At 63.2% G+C, this 16,037-nt stretch carries 15 protein-coding genes; 7 read left to right on the top strand and 8 right to left on the bottom strand.

The window, feature by feature from the left end; genetic code table 11:
• Positions 1 to 82: 82 nt before the first annotated feature.
• A complete protein-coding gene (locus XI02_RS01690) occupies positions 83 to 919 on the bottom strand; it encodes an SDR family oxidoreductase (RefSeq protein ID WP_016847221.1) in 837 nt (278 codons plus the stop codon).
• 105 nt (positions 920 to 1,024) lie between these two features.
• Between XI02_RS01690 and XI02_RS01685 the strand changes: the two genes are divergently transcribed.
• On the top strand, positions 1,025 to 2,005 hold the full coding sequence (locus tag XI02_RS01685) for an NADPH:quinone oxidoreductase family protein (RefSeq protein ID WP_172646141.1): 981 nt from the start codon (positions 1,025 to 1,027) through the stop codon (positions 2,003 to 2,005).
• Between the two features lie 251 nt (positions 2,006 to 2,256).
• Here XI02_RS01685 and XI02_RS01680 read toward each other — a convergent pair whose 3' ends face one another.
• Both XI02_RS01680 and XI02_RS01675 read right to left on the bottom strand, forming a co-directional pair.
• A complete protein-coding gene (locus XI02_RS01680; RefSeq protein WP_018269369.1) occupies positions 2,257 to 2,634 on the bottom strand; it encodes a YkvA family protein in 378 nt (125 codons plus the stop codon).
• A gap of 91 nt (positions 2,635 to 2,725) precedes the next feature.
• Entirely contained in the window at positions 2,726 to 3,031 is a 306-nt protein-coding gene (locus XI02_RS01675) for a 4a-hydroxytetrahydrobiopterin dehydratase (protein WP_016847224.1), read from the bottom strand.
• A 212-nt stretch (positions 3,032 to 3,243) separates the two neighbouring features.
• Between XI02_RS01675 and XI02_RS01670 the strand changes: the two genes are divergently transcribed.
• The 3 genes from XI02_RS01670 to XI02_RS01660 all read left to right on the top strand — a co-directional run bounded on the left by XI02_RS01670 (position 3,244) and on the right by XI02_RS01660 (position 7,721).
• Entirely contained in the window at positions 3,244 to 4,647 is a 1,404-nt protein-coding gene (locus XI02_RS01670; RefSeq protein WP_244980866.1) for a TAXI family TRAP transporter solute-binding subunit, read from the top strand.
• Positions 4,648 to 5,011: 364 nt separating this feature from the next.
• Positions 5,012 to 6,574, top strand: a complete 1,563-nt coding sequence (locus XI02_RS01665; protein ID WP_194483358.1) for an alkaline phosphatase — start codon at positions 5,012 to 5,014, stop codon at positions 6,572 to 6,574.
• A 214-nt stretch (positions 6,575 to 6,788) separates the two neighbouring features.
• Complete coding sequence (locus tag XI02_RS01660; protein ID WP_018269368.1) at positions 6,789 to 7,721, top strand: N-acetylmuramoyl-L-alanine amidase; 933 nt, start codon at positions 6,789 to 6,791, stop codon at positions 7,719 to 7,721.
• 22 nt (positions 7,722 to 7,743) lie between these two features.
• Here the strand turns inward: XI02_RS01660 and XI02_RS01655 are convergent, their stop codons facing one another.
• Together XI02_RS01655 and XI02_RS01650 are read right to left on the bottom strand one after the other, a co-directional pair.
• Positions 7,744 to 8,865 carry a hypothetical protein gene (locus XI02_RS01655; RefSeq protein ID WP_172646142.1) on the bottom strand — a complete coding sequence of 374 codons (1,122 nt, stop codon included), beginning with the start codon at positions 8,863 to 8,865 and terminating at the stop codon, positions 7,744 to 7,746.
• A gap of 93 nt (positions 8,866 to 8,958) precedes the next feature.
• Positions 8,959 to 9,333 carry a response regulator gene (locus XI02_RS01650; RefSeq protein ID WP_172646143.1) on the bottom strand — a complete coding sequence of 125 codons (375 nt, stop codon included), beginning with the start codon at positions 9,331 to 9,333 and terminating at the stop codon, positions 8,959 to 8,961.
• Between the two features lie 267 nt (positions 9,334 to 9,600).
• Between XI02_RS01650 and XI02_RS01645 the strand changes: the two genes are divergently transcribed.
• The 3 genes from XI02_RS01645 to XI02_RS01635 all read left to right on the top strand — a co-directional run bounded on the left by XI02_RS01645 (position 9,601) and on the right by XI02_RS01635 (position 12,131).
• Entirely contained in the window at positions 9,601 to 10,365 is a 765-nt protein-coding gene (locus XI02_RS01645) for a Crp/Fnr family transcriptional regulator (RefSeq protein ID WP_172646144.1), read from the top strand.
• Between the two features lie 199 nt (positions 10,366 to 10,564).
• The gene (locus XI02_RS44970) at positions 10,565 to 11,149 is read left to right on the top strand and encodes a hypothetical protein (protein ID WP_244980867.1); all 585 of its coding nucleotides are present in this window, start codon (positions 10,565 to 10,567) and stop codon (positions 11,147 to 11,149) included.
• Between the two features lie 205 nt (positions 11,150 to 11,354).
• Positions 11,355 to 12,131 (top strand): response regulator transcription factor, encoded by a 777-nt coding sequence (locus XI02_RS01635; RefSeq protein WP_172646145.1) that lies wholly within the window; start codon positions 11,355 to 11,357, stop codon positions 12,129 to 12,131.
• A 15-nt stretch (positions 12,132 to 12,146) separates the two neighbouring features.
• Here the strand turns inward: XI02_RS01635 and XI02_RS01630 are convergent, their stop codons facing one another.
• The 3 genes from XI02_RS01630 to XI02_RS01620 form a co-directional block, all read right to left on the bottom strand.
• Positions 12,147 to 13,505: an HlyD family type I secretion periplasmic adaptor subunit gene (locus tag XI02_RS01630; RefSeq protein WP_240536764.1), complete on the bottom strand. Its 1,359-nt coding sequence runs from the start codon at positions 13,503 to 13,505 to the stop codon at positions 12,147 to 12,149.
• Between the two features lie 110 nt (positions 13,506 to 13,615).
• Positions 13,616 to 15,352 (bottom strand): type I secretion system permease/ATPase, encoded by a 1,737-nt coding sequence (locus XI02_RS01625; RefSeq protein WP_172646146.1) that lies wholly within the window; start codon positions 15,350 to 15,352, stop codon positions 13,616 to 13,618.
• 158 nt (positions 15,353 to 15,510) lie between these two features.
• Complete coding sequence (locus tag XI02_RS01620) at positions 15,511 to 15,969, bottom strand: hypothetical protein (RefSeq protein ID WP_016847236.1); 459 nt, start codon at positions 15,967 to 15,969, stop codon at positions 15,511 to 15,513.
• Positions 15,970 to 16,037: the final 68 nt, after the last annotated feature.

Genomic DNA, 16,037 nt, shown 5'->3' with positions numbered 1-16,037 from the left:
CTTTTTTGGGAAGGCAGTTAGGCCGAAAGACGAACGCCGCTCACTATCCTGCGCACGTCGTGGCTTGTTATCACTTAGCTTATCACTTGGCGCGCGCAGCGCGTTGCTTCTCCCACTGCGCATCGGTCCATTGCAGCAGGTCCTCGGCACCGGAACTGCGTAAGTGCGAGCCGCCATCCTGCACCACCATCTCGCCGTTGATGTAGCCGGCCTGATCCGAGATCAGGAAGGTCGCGAGATTGGCGAGCTCCGCATGCTCGCCGGCGCGGCCGAGCGGATTTCGATGCGCCCAGCTCTCGCCGCGCCCTTCGGGACGCAACTGTCCGGTCGCACCTGCGGTCGGAAACGCGCCGGGCGCGATCGCGACGGTGCGGATGCCCTTCGGGCCCCACTCCACCGCAAGGCTCTTGGTCATCGCGAGCACCGCGGTCTTGGCCATCGAGGACGGCACCGTGAACGCGCGGCCGGTGATGGTCGAGGTCGACAGGATCGAGAGCACAACGCCCCTGTGCTTGCCGTCGATCCAGCGGCGGCCGGCGGCGAGCGTGCAGTACATCGTGCCATGCAGTGTCGGCGCGAGGATCGCGTCCGCCGCGCGGAATGACAAATGTTCGCTCTGCGCAATAAAGGTTGCGGCAGCATTGTTGACCAGCACGTCGATCGGCGCGTCCTGCCAGACCTGATCCATCATCGCTTCGACCGCCGCTCCGTCGCGGATATCGCAGCGCGCGATGGAAACCTTGGCGCCGAGCTCGCTGCGGAATTTTGCTGCGGTTTCCTCCAGCAGCCCTTCGCGCCGCCCGCAGATGATCAATTCGGCGCCGAGTTCGGCGAAGCGGTAGCCCATCGCCGCGCCAAGGCCGGAGCCGCCGCCGGTGATCAGGATGCGCTTTTTCGCCAGCAGGCCTTTTTCAAACATAGTTTGATCCCTCCGCACTGTATTGTCGCTCCGCCGCAAATCCGGCATGAAGCTTGTAGTCCAAGATCTTGCAGCTCTTTCTGCGTCCGAAACTCAGGTGTGTCCATGAAAGCCATCCTCTGCTCGCAATACTGTCAACCCGACGATCTCGTGCTGGCTGACGTGCCCGATCCGGTGGCGGGTCCCGGCGAAGCCGTGATCGCGATCAAGGCGGCGGCGCTGAATTTCTTCGACATCCTGATGATCCAGGGCAAGTACCAGATCAAGCCGCCGTTCCCGTTCTCGCCGGCCGCCGAGGTTGCCGGCGTGATCGAAAGCGTCGGTGCCGGCGTCACTGACCTGAAGGTCGGCGATCGCGTCGTCGCTTCCTGCGGCCACAACGGTGCGCGCGACAAGATCGCGCTGCCGGCGAATTCGATCGTGAAGATTCCCGACAACCTCGACTACGACCGCGCCGCCGGCATCATCATCATCTACGGCACCGCGCTGCATGCGCTGGAAGATCGCGCGAGCCCGAAGCCGGGCGAGACGCTCGCGGTGCTCGGGGCCGCCGGCGGCACCGGCCTTGCTGCGTGCGAGCTCGGCAAACTGATGGGCCTGAAGGTGATTGCCTGCGCCTCATCGGACGAGAAGCTGGCATTCGCCAAGCAACACGGCGCCGAGCTGACGCTGAACTATGCGAAGGAAGATCTGAAAGAGGGCCTGCGCAAGCTGACCGACGGCAAGGGCGCCGACATCGTGTTCGATCCGGTCGGCGGCGCCTATGCCGAAGCCGCGCTGCGCTCGACCGCATGGGAAGGCCGCTTCCTGGTGATCGGCTTTGCCGCCGGCGACATTCCGAAGATCCCGCTCAACCTCGCGCTGCTGAAGGGTTGCGATATCCGCGGCGTGTTCTGGGGCGCCTGGGCGCGGCAGAATCCGGACAAGAACCGCAAGAACCTCGAGAAGCTCGTGCAGTGGACCGCGGAAGGCAAGATCTCCTCGCATGTCGACCGCACCTTCCCGCTGTCGCAGACATCAGAAGCCCTGAAGGTGCTCGCCGGCCGCAAGGCCATGGGCAAGGTGATCCTGCACCCGGGAAGCTGAGGACGGATTCGGTAACTTGATAGCCCGGATGGAGCGAAGCGAAATCCGGGACCGAGCCATCCGCGGTTGGAGCAGCCCCCGGATTACGCTTCGCTTCATCCGGGCTACAGGTTCTTCTCCTTCCCCCTGAAAGGGGGAAGGTCGGGATGGGGGGCGCCCGCAGACGACGCTGCAAGCCGAGAGAGCAGATCCCCACCCGCTTTGCTCTGTGGAGCAAAGCGACCTCCCCTTTTCAAGGGGAGGTTAGAACATCACTCCTCTTCCGGCACACCGCGCTTCAGCGCGGCGCGGGCGGCATCGCGATGCTCCGGCGTGATGTGGCTTGCCACAATGCGGAGCGCGGTTGCGAGCACTGCGGCGTCATCGGTGAAGCCGAGGATCGGCAGCATGTCGGGCACGAAATCGAACGGCAGGATGAAATAGGCGATCGCCCCGAGCAGCGCCGCCTGCACGTGGCGCGGCGTCTGCCGGTCGAAGGCGCAGTAATAGGCGGCCAGCAGGTCCTCCGCGAAAGGCAGGCTCGCCACCACCTTCTTGAACTTAATCCAGAAACGGCGGCGCACGCTTTCCGGGTCCTGCGCCAGCCGATCGGCAGGCCCAAATCCCGCGCCGTGTTCGCTCGATGTCATCGCAAGGTTCCTCGACGCCGCGCCAGCTCGGCGGCGGACGATGCGAATCTGGGGATATCGGCGGACCCGCGCAAGGTTGCACGCGCCGGGCTCAACTGACCCCAAGCTGCCTTGCGATCGCGTTCATGGCCTTGGCAAGGTCGATGTCGCGCTTGGTCACCCCGCCGACATCGTGGGTCGACAGCACCACCTCGACCGTCTTGTAGACGTTTTTCCACTCGGGGTGATGGTCGCTCTTCTCGGCGACCAGGGCGGCGCGGGCCATGAACCCGAAGGCCTCGTTGAAGTCCTTGAACACGAAAGTCTTGGCGATCGCCTCGCGGCCGGACGTTTCCGACCAGCCGGCCAGTTCCCAAAGGGCGGCCTTCCTTGCCTCCGCTGACAGCCGTTCGACCATGGTAACCCTCCCGTTTAACGCCGACTTTAGCCTAACAACCGGCCTCCGGGATGGGATCCACGCCCAAATTAAGGCCGAAATCGCGTCCTATCGCCGCTGGTAACCATGACGGAGTTGTAACATCTGTCCGTTCAGTAATTTGCTACACATAGGAGATGTATGGGCGTTGGTAGTTTTGCGAGATTGAGCCCCGACGATTGTTTGCGAGATCGATGACAGACGGCTCCGCCAGCATGTCGCCCAAGCCGCTCCGTTCGGCAAAGCGGCGGCTGATGTTCGTTTTGATCGCGGGCGCGCTGGCCATCATCGGCACGCTGATGGCGGGCTATTATTTCGCCGTGCGTCCGGTGACGCTGCGGATCGCGGTCGGTCCCGCCAACAGCGATGACCTCAAGGTCGTGCAGGCGCTGGCGCAGGCCTTCAACAACCAGCAGCAAACCCAGGTCAAGCTGAGGCCGGTGCAGACCGAGGGCGCCACCGCCAGCGCGCAGACGCTGGCCGACGGCAAGGCCGATCTCGCCATCATCCGCGGCGATCTCGAGGTGCCGAAGAATGCCCAGGCGGTCGCGACCCTGCGCAAGAATGTCGTGGTGATGTGGGTTCCGCCCGCCAAGGGCAAGGTCCGGAAATCCGCGCGGATCACCAAGATCGCGCAGCTTGCCGGCCGCAAGATCGGCGTCGTCGGCCGCACGCCGGCCAATGTCAATTTGCTGAAGCTGATCCTGACGCAATACGGTGTTGACCCGATGAAGGTCGAGATCGTGCAATTCCCGGCCAATGAGGCGGCGGAAGCGATCAGGAACCTCAAGGCCGACGCCTATCTCGCCGTCGGCCCGGCCAACAGCAAGATCACGATCGATGCGATCACGGCATCGGTCAAGGACGGCGGCGAGCCGAGCTTCCTTGCGATCGACGCCTCGGAGGCGATCGCGCAGAACCATCCAGCCTATGAGGCCGCGGAAATCCCCGCCGGCTCGCTCGGCTCCGCCGACCGGCCCGACGATGAAGTGAAGACGATCAGCTTCTCGCACCACATCGTCGCGCGGAAGGGCCTGTCGGACTCGACGGTCGCGGCATTCACGCGGCAATTGTTCGCGATCCGGCAGTCGCTCAAGACCGATTTCCCGCTTGCCGCCAAGATCGAGACGCCGGACACCGACAAGGATGCCACCATTCCGGTGCATCCGGGCGCCGCCGCGTTTGTCGACGGCGAGGAAAAAACCTTCCTCGACCGCTACAGCGACTACATCTGGTGGAGCCTGATGGCGTTCTCGGCGATGGGCTCGGCCGGTGCGTGGTTCGCCGGCTATCTCAAGCAGGACGAGCGCAACACCAACACCTCGCAGCGCGAACGCCTGCTGGAGATGCTGAAGGCCGCACGGCAAAGCGATTCAATCGAGGAACTCGACCAGATGCAGGCGGAGGCCGACGACATCCTGCGCCACACGCTGGACTGTTTCGAGCACGGCGCAATCGAGGAAGGCACGCTGACCGCATTCAACATCGCGCTCGAGCAGCTTCATAACGCCGTCGCCGACCGCAAGGCGCTGCTGTTCAGCATGCCGCAGAATTTGCAACGGACTGCCACGCAGTTCAGGGCGGCGGGCACGGCGTAGAATCGCCGCTACTCTCTCTCCGCCAAAGCCTGTGAGGGAGTCATCGGCGGCAGGGTTCCCTCCCCCCTTGCGGGGGAGGGTTAGGGAGAGGGGTGCCACACGACGTGCTCTCTCAGAATTGAGTTCGACAACAAGCGACCGAGTTGCGAAGGCACCGTTCTCCGCAAACATGCCGCCCGGAGCTTACCCCTCTCCCCTACCCTCCCCCGCAAGGGGGGAGGGAGCCCGACGTACGTGCTCACCTTACAAAGGTGCTCACCCCGACGCCTTGTGCCTCCCGCCGCTGTAATCTCTCCGTCATGGAATTTTTCTAGGTCTTGGCGCGCCTGCGGCGCATTGTCGCTGTGACCTGAGGAGGCTCCCCATGACGATCCGGTTCTCGCGAAATCTCACCCGCCGACGCTTTCTCTCCACGGCGGCGGCGGCCGGCGCCGGTGTAATCGCGATGCCCTATCTGTCGCGCGCCGCCGACCGCCCCGTGATCACCCATGGCGTGCAGTCCGGCGATGTCGGCGTCGACGGCGGCGTGGTGTGGGCGCGGGCCGACCGGCCGTCGCAGATGATGGTCGAGGTCGCAACCACCGAGTCCTTCAAGGATGCCCATACGCTGCCGCCGATCACGGCGCTGCCCGAGAGCGACTTCACCGCCAAGATGCTGCTGGAGAACCTGCCCTCCGGCCAGGACATCTTCTACCGCGTCCGCTTCCGCGACCTTGCCCACATCGACATCGTCGGCGAGCCGGCGGTCGGACGCTTCCGTACCGCGCCGAGCGATCGCCGCGACGTCTCCTTCGTGTGGGGCGGCGACGTCGCCGGCCAGGGCTGGGGCATCAATCCCGATGACGGCGGCATGATCACCTTCGCCGCGATGAAGAAGCACACTCCGGATTTCCTTCTGCACTCCGGCGACACGATCTACGCCGACGGCGTGATCCCCTCCGAGGTGAAGCTTCCCGACGGCAAGATCTGGAAGAACGTCACGATTCCCGAGAAGGCCAAGGTCGCCGAGACGCTCGACGAATACCGGGCCGCCCACAAGTATAACTTCCTCGACAACAACGTCCGCGCCTTCAATGCCGAGGTGCCGATCTTCGTGCAGTGGGACGATCACGAGGTGACCAACAATTGGTCGCTGTCGAAGCAACTGCCGGCGGCCTACAAGGAGCGCGACATCAACGTGCTCGCGGCGCGCGCCGCAAGGGCCTTCCACGAGATGTATCCGATGCGCGAGAGCATCGTCGAGCCTGGGCGCGTCTATCGCACGCTGAGCTACGGTCCGCATCTCGACGTCTTCATGCTCGACGAGCGCAGCTATCGCGGCCCCAACGGCCCGAACCTGCAGGAGCAGTACGGCCCCGACGCCTATTTCATCGGCCCGGGCCAGATGGCCTGGCTGAAGCGCGCGCTGCTCAACTCGCGCGCCACCTGGAAGGTGATCGCCTCCGACATGCCGCTGTCGCTGATCGTCTATGACGATGCCGCCAACAAGAAGGGCTCGGAAGCCTTTGCGCAGGGCGATGGTCCGGTGCGCGGCCGCGAGCTCGAGATCGCCGATATCCTGCGCTTCATCAAGACCGCAGGGATCGTCAACACGGTGTGGCTGACCGCCGACGTGCACTATGCGGCAGCGCACTACTACAACCCGAACAAGGCCCAGTTCCAGGAATTCGATCCGTTCTGGGAATTCGTCTCCGGCCCGCTGCATGCCGGCACGTTCGGTCCGAACGAACTCGACAACACCTTCGGCCCCGAGGTGAAGTTCATCAAGGCGCCGGGCGAAGGCAACCAGAACCTGCCGCCGTCGGCGGGCATGCAGTTCTTCGGCCACGTCAAGATCGACGGCAAGAGCGGGCAGATGACGGTGAGCCTGCGCGACCGCGTCGACGCCGAGCTGTGGGCGATCACGCTCGACCCGAAGCCGGTCTAGTTCGGTCACAGCCACGACGGAACCGGGCTCTTTTTCTTGACGGCCTGGCCTCCGAGGCGAGGCAACGCGATTGCCGGGGATGGACCTCCCCGGCATCTTCCGGTACCGATGTCAGAGTCGTTATGCTGGGGGCCCGGAGGGGCGGAGCATGAGGCGCTGCGAATTCTTTCGCGTGCTCGGTGGTAGCGTTGCGAGATTTCGGCCTCGCCGCTTTTTGGTCGTCGCGATCGCAGTGTTCGCGCTGCTGCCGATCGAAGTCAGCGATGCCGGCTGGCTGCCCGATCTCTTCAGGAGCTCACCCAAGCATGCCAAGTCGCTGAAGCGCGCGAAGGCGACAAGGGCTGCCAAATTGGCAAGGCACCGCGCTCCGCCCAGGCACCGCGCCATGCGGCTGGCCGCCCTTGGGCCAGTCACCCTGCCGCTTTCAGCTCTCAAGCGGGCCGCTGCCAAATGCGATCCCGCGACGTTCCGGATCGTGCTGGATGTCGGACATACCGCGCAATCGGAAGGCGCGATCAGCGCGCGGAATGTCGCCGAGTTCACCTTCAACCTGCGCCTTGCGAAGCTGATCGAGCAGAGGTTGAAGGCCGAAGGCTTTGCCGAAACCAGGCTGCTGCTGACCGAAGGCAAAGCGAGACCGAGCCTCTTCAAGCGGGTCGCCGCCGCCAACAATCTGCACGCGGATCTGCTGATGTCGATCCACCATGACTCCGTGCCCAACAAGATGCTCGAGGACTGGGAGTTCGAGGACAAGAAAAGCCACTTCAGCGACCGCTTCAGCGGCTACTCCGTGTTCGTCTCCCGGGACAATCCGGACTTCAAGACCAGCCTCCGGTTCGCCGAACTGGTCGCCGGGGAAATGAAGGCCCAGGGCCTGCATTATGCCGAGCAATATAGCCAGGCCATCATGGGTCGTTACCAGCACCCGTTGCTGAACAAGGATACCGGCGTCTACAGCAATGATGAACTCATCGTGCTGAGAAAGACCGCGATGCCCGCGATCCTGCTGGAGGCGGGCTCGATCATCAACCGGGACGAGGAACGCGAGATGGACTCGCCCGAGCGCCAGAACCTCATCAGCAGCAGCGTCGCTTCCGCCGTGAAGGAATTCTGCGAGCCGCGATGGGCGCTGCTCGGTCCACCCTGACGGCCGAGCGATCAACTCCTCCTCAGCCCGGCTTGCCCGACTTGATCTCCTTGAACTTGGCAAGCGCCTGCTCGAACTTGGCGTTGAACAGCCACATCGCATCGAGGATCTCGCGGAAGGTCGCGGATGTTCTTGCCCGGTCGGCCCGGCCGAACGCGAAGACGCTGTTGTTGCGCAGATATCGCATGATCCTGGGATCGGAAATTCTGTAGCCGACGAGGTTGCCCGATTTGAGCGCTGCCCTGGTTGGCGTGGGAATGATCTGGATCAGCTCAAAGACCTTCATCTGATCGATCGGGTCCGGCAGCGCTTTCTGGATCGCCGCGACCTGCGGGAAAAGTTCGGCGTGTGCGTTCATCAGGCCGTCTCGCACGGCGGTCCAGTGATTGAACCTGTGATCGAGGTTGCCGACCCGCGCCTCTTCCCGGTCGTCGCGACGGCTCAGCGCAGGATCGAGAGTCGCGATCGACCCCTTGATCGCTGCCCATTTCCTTCGGCCGTTGCGATCCTCGGACGGGCCGGTCTGCAGGCTTCCCTTATAGGTGTTCGATCGTGCATTGCCCGCATTCTGCTTGCCGTTCGTCTCGGCAAAGAAGAGGCCGAGGCTGATACGGCCCGCGACGGCGGCGTCGGCTGCGTCAAGACCCTTGGCCCGCGCGATCACCGTCGCCAGATCGACCACGTCCTTGAATGGCGTATCGGATGTTTGCGCACCGACGGGCGGCGCCTCCATGACGTCGAAGAGCTTCCTGTACTCATCGAGCAGCAGCTCATTGTCGGCGTTGAAGTAGGCCGGGGGGATTCCGAATCTGTTGGGTCTTCCAAGCCTGGACGGAAGCGCATCGGTGAGGTCCTTGTAGGCGCTCATCATCTCGACACGGGCCAGATAGATCGCCTGGCCTGGCAAGTCGGGCAGCGGCTGCTTCGAATCGATCTGCGCGCGGCGTTGGCGCAGAATCGACTCGAAACCCTTCAGGGCTCTGTCATAGGTCTCAAGCGCGGCCGATTGCTCGCTCGAGAGTGCGGCCGGCGTAGCGAGAGCTGGCGACACGAAGCGGCCGACGACGGCCGAGCCGAACGGCGGCGCTAGCAGCAGCCCGAGAGCGAGCGCGGCTGCGGGCGCGGCAAATATCCTGATCACCATGACGCTTTCCCGAAGCGCTTGCGTCACCGAATCCGACGGGCTGGATCGTAGACGACGAACGCTCCGGCGGCGAGGCCGAAGCCTGGCAATCCGTCAGTGGCCGTTTCTCAGCGCCGCCTCCAGCGCCTCGCTCGAGCACGGTTTGGTCAGCCGCGGCTTGTCGGCGAGCGATGCCGGCAGCCGGATATCCGCGCCATAGCCCGTGACGAATGCGAACGGCACCTTCAGCGCATCCAGCCGCTCGGCGATCACGAACGTCTTCTCGCCCCTGACGAGGCCGACGTCGAGCAGCGCGAAATCCGGCGCGCGTTCGGCAATCAGCTCGAGCGCACGGGCGACGCTCGCCGCGGTGCGCACCGTGCGGGCGCCGAAGCCGAGGATGGTGTCCTCGAAATAGAGCGAGATGATCGGATCGTCCTCGACCACGAGGACATCGCCGGGCATGCCGGCATTGGGGGTGAAGTCCATGGGCGTGCCAGTTTCCGTTTGCTAGAGCTTCTTGTCTTGACGCGTTTTCTTCACGCGAACCGGTGTCCAATTCGCTCGAAAACGCTCTAAGGCATGGATAAGAGACCGGATCAGTCCGGCCGGATGGCCCGCGACCGGCGCCTGAAAGCACGCCGGCTGTTCCCGCGATGAAACCACCACATCGCGAGCGGCGCCGTCTGTTCACTAGTGAACATAAATCCGGGAACCTTTCGATTATTGTCGGCGTTGGGTTTTCAGGAATTTCCCATGATCGCGAAACGGACCGAGTTGGCCGGGACGAGTGACCGGCCATTCAACAATCTTTTGCGCCGGCTGAACGACGCCGATTACCAGTTGATCGCACCGCATCTGGGGCTGGTCGACGCGCTGGCCAACGACCTGCTCTACAGCCCCGGCGACGATGTTCAGACCGTGCATTTCCCGTGTGGGCCGAGCCTCGTCTCCTACATGGTGCCCAATGAGGACGGCCGCGATGTCGAGACCATCCTGGTCGGTCGCGAAGGCGCGGTCGGCGGCATCGTCAGCCAGGGCTTCCTGCCGGCCTATACCCGCATCACCGTCAAGTTCGGCGGCCCGTTCGCTCGGCTGCCGATCAGCAAGCTCGACGCCGCCAAGCTGAAGTCGATCTCGGTGCGCAACATCTTCGCGCGCTATGCCGATTGCATGCTGGCGCAGATCTTCCAGTCGACCGCCTGCAATGCGATCCACTCGATCGAGCAACGCGCGGCGAAATGGATCATCTCGGCGATGGAGCGCACCAATGGCAACGGCATGGTGCCGCTCACCCATGAACAGCTCTCGACCCTGCTCGGCGTCGGCCGCAGCTACACCAGCCGCGTGATCCAGAACTTCAAGGCGGAAGGCGTGCTGGAGACGCGCCGCGGCGCGATCGTGATCCGCGACGCGGACAAGCTGCGGCTGCGCTCCTGCCTGTGCAATGATGCGGTCAAGGATCATTTCGAGGAGGTGCTGCGCGGAGTGTATCCCAGCGAGGACAACCCGGCGAACTAGGCTATGTACTTATGATTCGTCGCATCCGCCATGCTTCCGGAAGCCGACGCTAAACCCGACATCGCCGTAGGGGTTCGCCCTATCGCCCCAACCCGCGCGCTTAATGAGCGCTTAACGGTTTTGCGCAACAGATAGGATCACCAGCGCGGAATTAGTCCTAGTAATGAGTGCGAGCCGAGCTCCCGAGGAGGGGAATCGGATGGGACTGCTTGTTGTCGGAGCGCTGGCAGGAATCCTGATCGGCTTTGGCTGGTTCGCGCCTTCCCGAGGGTATTTCGTTGGGTGTGGGTCAAGACCCTGTTTCGACGAGGTTGCAGTCGCCCGACCCACAGAGCCCATGCCGGCGGCGTCAGCGCCAGCTCCTGCGATCGTCAAATCGAATTCTGCAACCCCGGCAAAATCCGGCAGGAGACCATCATCGAAGAAACACCGACCGGCCGACCTCGCCAAGGCGGCGCCCTCGCGGACGAGGATCAACATCCCGACACCCGAACGCGCCGCGGACATAGCAGATCCTGTCGTGACCAAAGCGAAGGTCACGATTGCAGCGCAGATCGAGGATCCGGGATCGGCCGAATTCAGCGACATGAAGCGCGCCATGCGAAGGAACACGCTCGGACGCGCCGTGGATACGATTTGCGGGCGCGTGAAAGGAAGAAGTGCGTCGGGCGGAGAGACTGGAGGAAGGCCCTTTCTTTATCTTGTGAAGGAGGATGAAGCGTATGTCGTCGACGGCAAGTCGGGGTCGGCGGCGTCAACGGCATATCGAAATATCTGCAAATAGGGGATGCGTCGACCGCGCCACGGCGCGCGTCCAAATGATTTAAGCGGAAAGAATTTCCACCGAGGCGCCAGGCTATCCCGCAATGGATGCGATCCTGATGTCGGGGCTGCGCGTGACGATGCATTCAGGATGAATGCCGCAACGGTAAATGCGCAATACGCATCGATGGGACTGTCGCAGAAATTCTTTTCATTCCGAGGAAATCATGGACGACATAACGGACTCCTCAAAACGGCTCAATGGAGCGCTTCACGTACCGGTTCTGGTGATCATTGAGCAGCACCTGTTGCCCCGCACATGCATTCTCAACGTCCTCAGGCGGGAATTGGCCGACTTCGAGATCCTCGACATGGCAACGGTGCAGGGCCTGGACTGCATGTCAGCCCGCGACGTTCGTCTGGTGCTGCTGAGCATCGCGGACAAGCCGATCGGCGATCCCTCGGTCGAGGACGATCTCGCCTTCGTGGCCGAGCACTGTCCCAATGCCGCCGTCGCAATCCTGTCAAACCATGACGACGAGCCGACCGCACAAGCCGCGATGCAGCGGGGTGTTCGCGGCTTTCTTCCCACCTCGCTGCCAATCGAGGTCGTCATAGCCGGCCTGCGCCTTGTTCTTGTCGGCGGCGTCTACAGGCCGTTGCCGGTCGCCGAGATGAACAGGATGCCGGGTTTCGATCCGCCGGACGCGCGCGGGCTTGCGTCCGCATATCTGATGAACGAGGCAGCCAGGACGGCCATCGACAGGAGCGGTCTCACGCCTCGAGAGCAGCACGTTCTGGCGGAATTGGAGCTCGGCCTGCCCAACAAGCTGATCGCAGCCAAATTGAAGCTCTCGGAAAGCACCGTAAAAATGCACATTCAGCATATCATGAGGAAATGTGCCGCTCACAATCGCACGGAAGCGGTCCTCCGCTGGCGCGGCCGGTCGCTCCCGCAGAATCGCGATCAAGATCCGGCTACGGCCCCAATGCCGGAGACCTAGTCACCCTGAGCGGGATCAATCCTCTCTGAATGCACCGCGGAAGCTGTCGAGCAGGGGCCTGAGCGCGTAAAGTGCGACGGTACCGCGCCCCGTGGTGATGAACACTTGAACCGGCATACCGGGCACGATCTGGAAGTCGTTGGCGGCGATCTGCGCGTCGTCGATCCGGATCTTGGTCGCGTAGTATGGCTGGTCGGTACGCTTGTCGAGTAGCCGGTCTGCCGATACGTGCACGACGGTTCCCTTCAGGCGCGGTACGCGACGCTGATTGTACGGCACCAGATGCACCTCGGCATTGAGGCCGGGATGAACCACATCGATGTCCTCGGGCCTCAGGCGGGCGGTCACGATGAGGCGGTCTTGCCGGGGCACCAGCTCCATGAGCGGAGCACCTGCCCCGATGACGCCGCCCGCTGTATGAATCCGCAAGTCGGTTATCACGCCGTCCTCAGGCGCCTTCACCTCCGTTCGCGATAGCTGATCCCTGGCCGCAAGCAACCGCTCGCGGAGCTGGAATATCTGGTTCTGTGCTTCGCGAAGCGACTGCGCGATCTCGTTCTGCCTGTCGCTCTCGAGCTTGAACAATGTGGCCTGCTGCTCGCTGATGACCTGCCCGGCGCGAGAAATCTGCGCGGTGATCTCGCCGCGGCGACCCTCAACGTCGGCCAGTTCACGTTGCAGGTTCAGAAGCCGCGGCCGCCGTTCGAGTCCCTTGTTCACGAGCGTCGTGACCATATCCAGTTCTTCCCGGACGATGTCGACCCGCTGCCCGGTGGCGCTCTGCTGAGCCTTGAGACCTTCGATCTCCCTCTCGACTTGAAGCCTCCGTTCGCGAATGACCGCAAGCTGCGACTCATGAACCTGCCGGCGCGCCTGAAAAATGAACTGTTGCGCCGACACCGCGGCGGCGGCCACCCCATTTCGCTTGCTGTCCTGTTCCAGCGCGCTCGGGATTGCGATGCTCTCAAAGTTCTGCTGCTCGGCCTGAAGCCGCGCGGCACGAGCAATCGCATCCCACAACTGGCCTTGAAGGCTTTGCACCTCCGAACCGGGCCGGGTATCGTCCAGCGCGATCAGCGTCTGTCCGCTTCGCACGATATCGCCGTCAGCAACCAGGATCTTCCTGACGATCCCGCCCTCCAGGTGCTGAATCGTCTTGCGGCTCGATTCTGATTCCACGACGCCGGAAGCGATCGCGGCGCTCTCGAGAGGCGCGAGGCACGCCCATGTGCCGAGCCCCAGCATGAAGCAGAGCACCAGCAGGTTGCCCGCCAGGGTGATACCGCGAAGCCGTCCACGCGGAGAGATCGGTGTCGGGGTCGCACACCATCGATATTCGAGAGGCTCGAAATCGTCGATCGCGGTAACCACCACCCCAAGTCGTCCGGCGAGCGGGGGGCTTGCCGGCGCTCGCACGAGCTGGTCCCAGATCGCGGGTAGCCTCGATATCGCAGCAAGCCTCCAGATGGTAAGAGGATTCCGGATCATGGCACGATCCGCGATGTAACCTGGGGTCGGTTCAGGTGCCGCTCAAAGATTTCCTCGCTGTCGCCGAAAGCGACGACCGCCCCCTCTTCCATAATGGCAATCTTGTCTGTGGCTGCGAGGAGACCCATACGATGAGTGACGACGACCAGGATGACACCGGCTAGCTTCATGCGCTCGATAGCGTCCAGCAGCATTCGCTCGCCCCCGTAATCGAGACTGGCATTCGGTTCGTCGAGAACGATCAGGCGTGGACCGCCGAAAAAGGCCCGGGCAAGACCGAGGCGCTGCCGATATCCGCGCGAGAAGGATTTTTCACGGTGAATCACCGTGTCGTACCCGTTCGGCAGGCGCATGATCGCCTCATGAATTCCGACCAGCTTGGCCGCTTCCACGACCTTCCGCCGATCGGCATCATCTAGCCGTGCGATGATATCGCTTATTGTATCGCCGAGCAGGTCGATGTCCTGGGGGAGATAACCGAGACGGTGGCCGCCTAGGCCCTCGCGAAGCAGCGAGACGTCGGTATTATCGAGCAGGACACAGCCATCAGTTGGCGTCGACAGCCCGGCAATCACCCGGCCAAGCAGGGACTTGCCTGACCCGGACGCACCGATAATGCCAAGGCATTCTCCGCTCGCGAGCGTGAACGAGACGCCGTTCAGCAGAAGGTGGTTGGTCCCCGACAGCCTCACGCCGACGTTGTCGACAACGAGACCGCTCGACGCTTGCCGCTGCGAAACCTCCGGATCCTGCTGTCCGGCGGCGGGGGACGCGGCGAGAACCGCGCCGAGCCGCTGACAGGCACTCACGGCCGTCCTGAGTGACTTCCAGCCTGCGATCGCACTTTCGACCGGCGCGAGCGCGCGGCTGAACATCAACGTCGAAGCAAAGATGATCGCCGGACTCTTTCCGTGATCGAGGACAAGCCACGCGGCAGCCCCCATTATCAACACCTGCGACAGCGCGCGGACCGGCTTGGTGACCAGCATCACGATCTCGCTTCGCCGGACCGCCACATCGTGCTCTCTGCGTGCCTCCTGCGCGTCATGGTAGATCGTGCGCGCAGCGCTATCGAGCATTCCCATGGCGCGGATCATGTGGATGTTGCCTGCGGCGGCCTGGAGGCGGCCGTAGCTTCTGGACAGCGCGGCGCCGGATCTGAGCAGAACGTCCTCGGTAACCAGATCTCCGGCAACCGTGAGAGCGAAGAGGAAAGCCACACAGCAGGCGCCTACCACGCCAAGCAGGGGATGGATGAGAAAGAGGACCAGGAGGAATAGGGGCGCCCAGAGTGCGTCGAACAGCATCGGACAGGCGCCGGAATCGATGAACTGGCGCAGCACGGTGAGATCCCGATATGCGTCCGACGCCCGCGTCCAATCGCCGCGAAACGCGGATTCGAGGCTGGCCGAAAGCACGCAAGGACGGAGCCGATCGTCGAGCCAGGCGCCAAGGCGACCCAGGACAGCGCGCCGCAAGGCATCGAACACGCCGCCGACCACGACCGTGATCGCGACAATGAGCGTGAGCAGGAGCAGCGTGTCGCCGCTCCGGCTCGACAACACCCTGTCGTAGATCTGAAGAAGGTAGATGGAGGGCGCAAACAAAAGCAGGTTGTAGCTGCAGCTATACGCGAATACGAGACCAAGCGGCCCCGCACAGCACCAAAGGGCCGCGTGCAGTGGCGTCGGGATCTGCGGCAGGACAGGCAACCGAATGGGCGGCATCAGCATGATCGTCACCGCCTGAAATCGAAGTCCGGCGCACTTGCCCGACGGCCAAACGCGATCTGCCAAGAAGGGCATCGGCAGGGCATCGGCAGGGCGTCGGCTTGAATTGCGGGATCGGCAGCAATGGCCGCCGGTCCCGCCACGGTCGGACGAACCGATGGTCAGAATGTATCGAGGTGGAAGCTCACTTCTCCACCCAGCGCGGCGTTGCCGTCTCCGCCATTGCCGCCGATGCCCGCCAGGACCTCCTGGTGCTGGTCCACCGCGAGCTTGTTGATCTGAGTGGCATCCGTATTGGCATATACCTTGGAGGTATCGTGGCCGCTGTAGGATTTCTGGTTTCCGTTCGACTCGGCGCTTCCGCCATGGGCCTTCGCAAACACCGAGGCCGTCGCGTTTGCGCCGCCGGCGTCCCAATCTGCCGTCTGAGTGACGTGGTCGCCGGTGTTCACATGCACATCGGCGCCTTCTGCCTTGTTGGTTGGATCGAAGTTGAGGGTCGGCTTGCTGATGATGGCTCCCTTGAAGGTACCGTCGCCGCCATTTCCGACACTTTGACCACCGGTGTTGATCGATTTGAATTCGATCGAATCCGAGATGCTGATCGCCTTGGGCAACATTTGAGCCTCCGTCCTTGTGTTGGCTGTCGTGCATCATCCATCCCGATCAGGCGGACGCGCACGGGCGA

This window comes from Bradyrhizobium sp. CCBAU 21365 (assembly GCF_015291305.1).
GTDB lineage: Bacteria > Pseudomonadota > Alphaproteobacteria > Rhizobiales > Xanthobacteraceae > Bradyrhizobium > Bradyrhizobium elkanii.
Note: the sequence above shows the minus strand (reverse complement) of the source record. Positions and strands in the feature narration are given on the sequence as shown.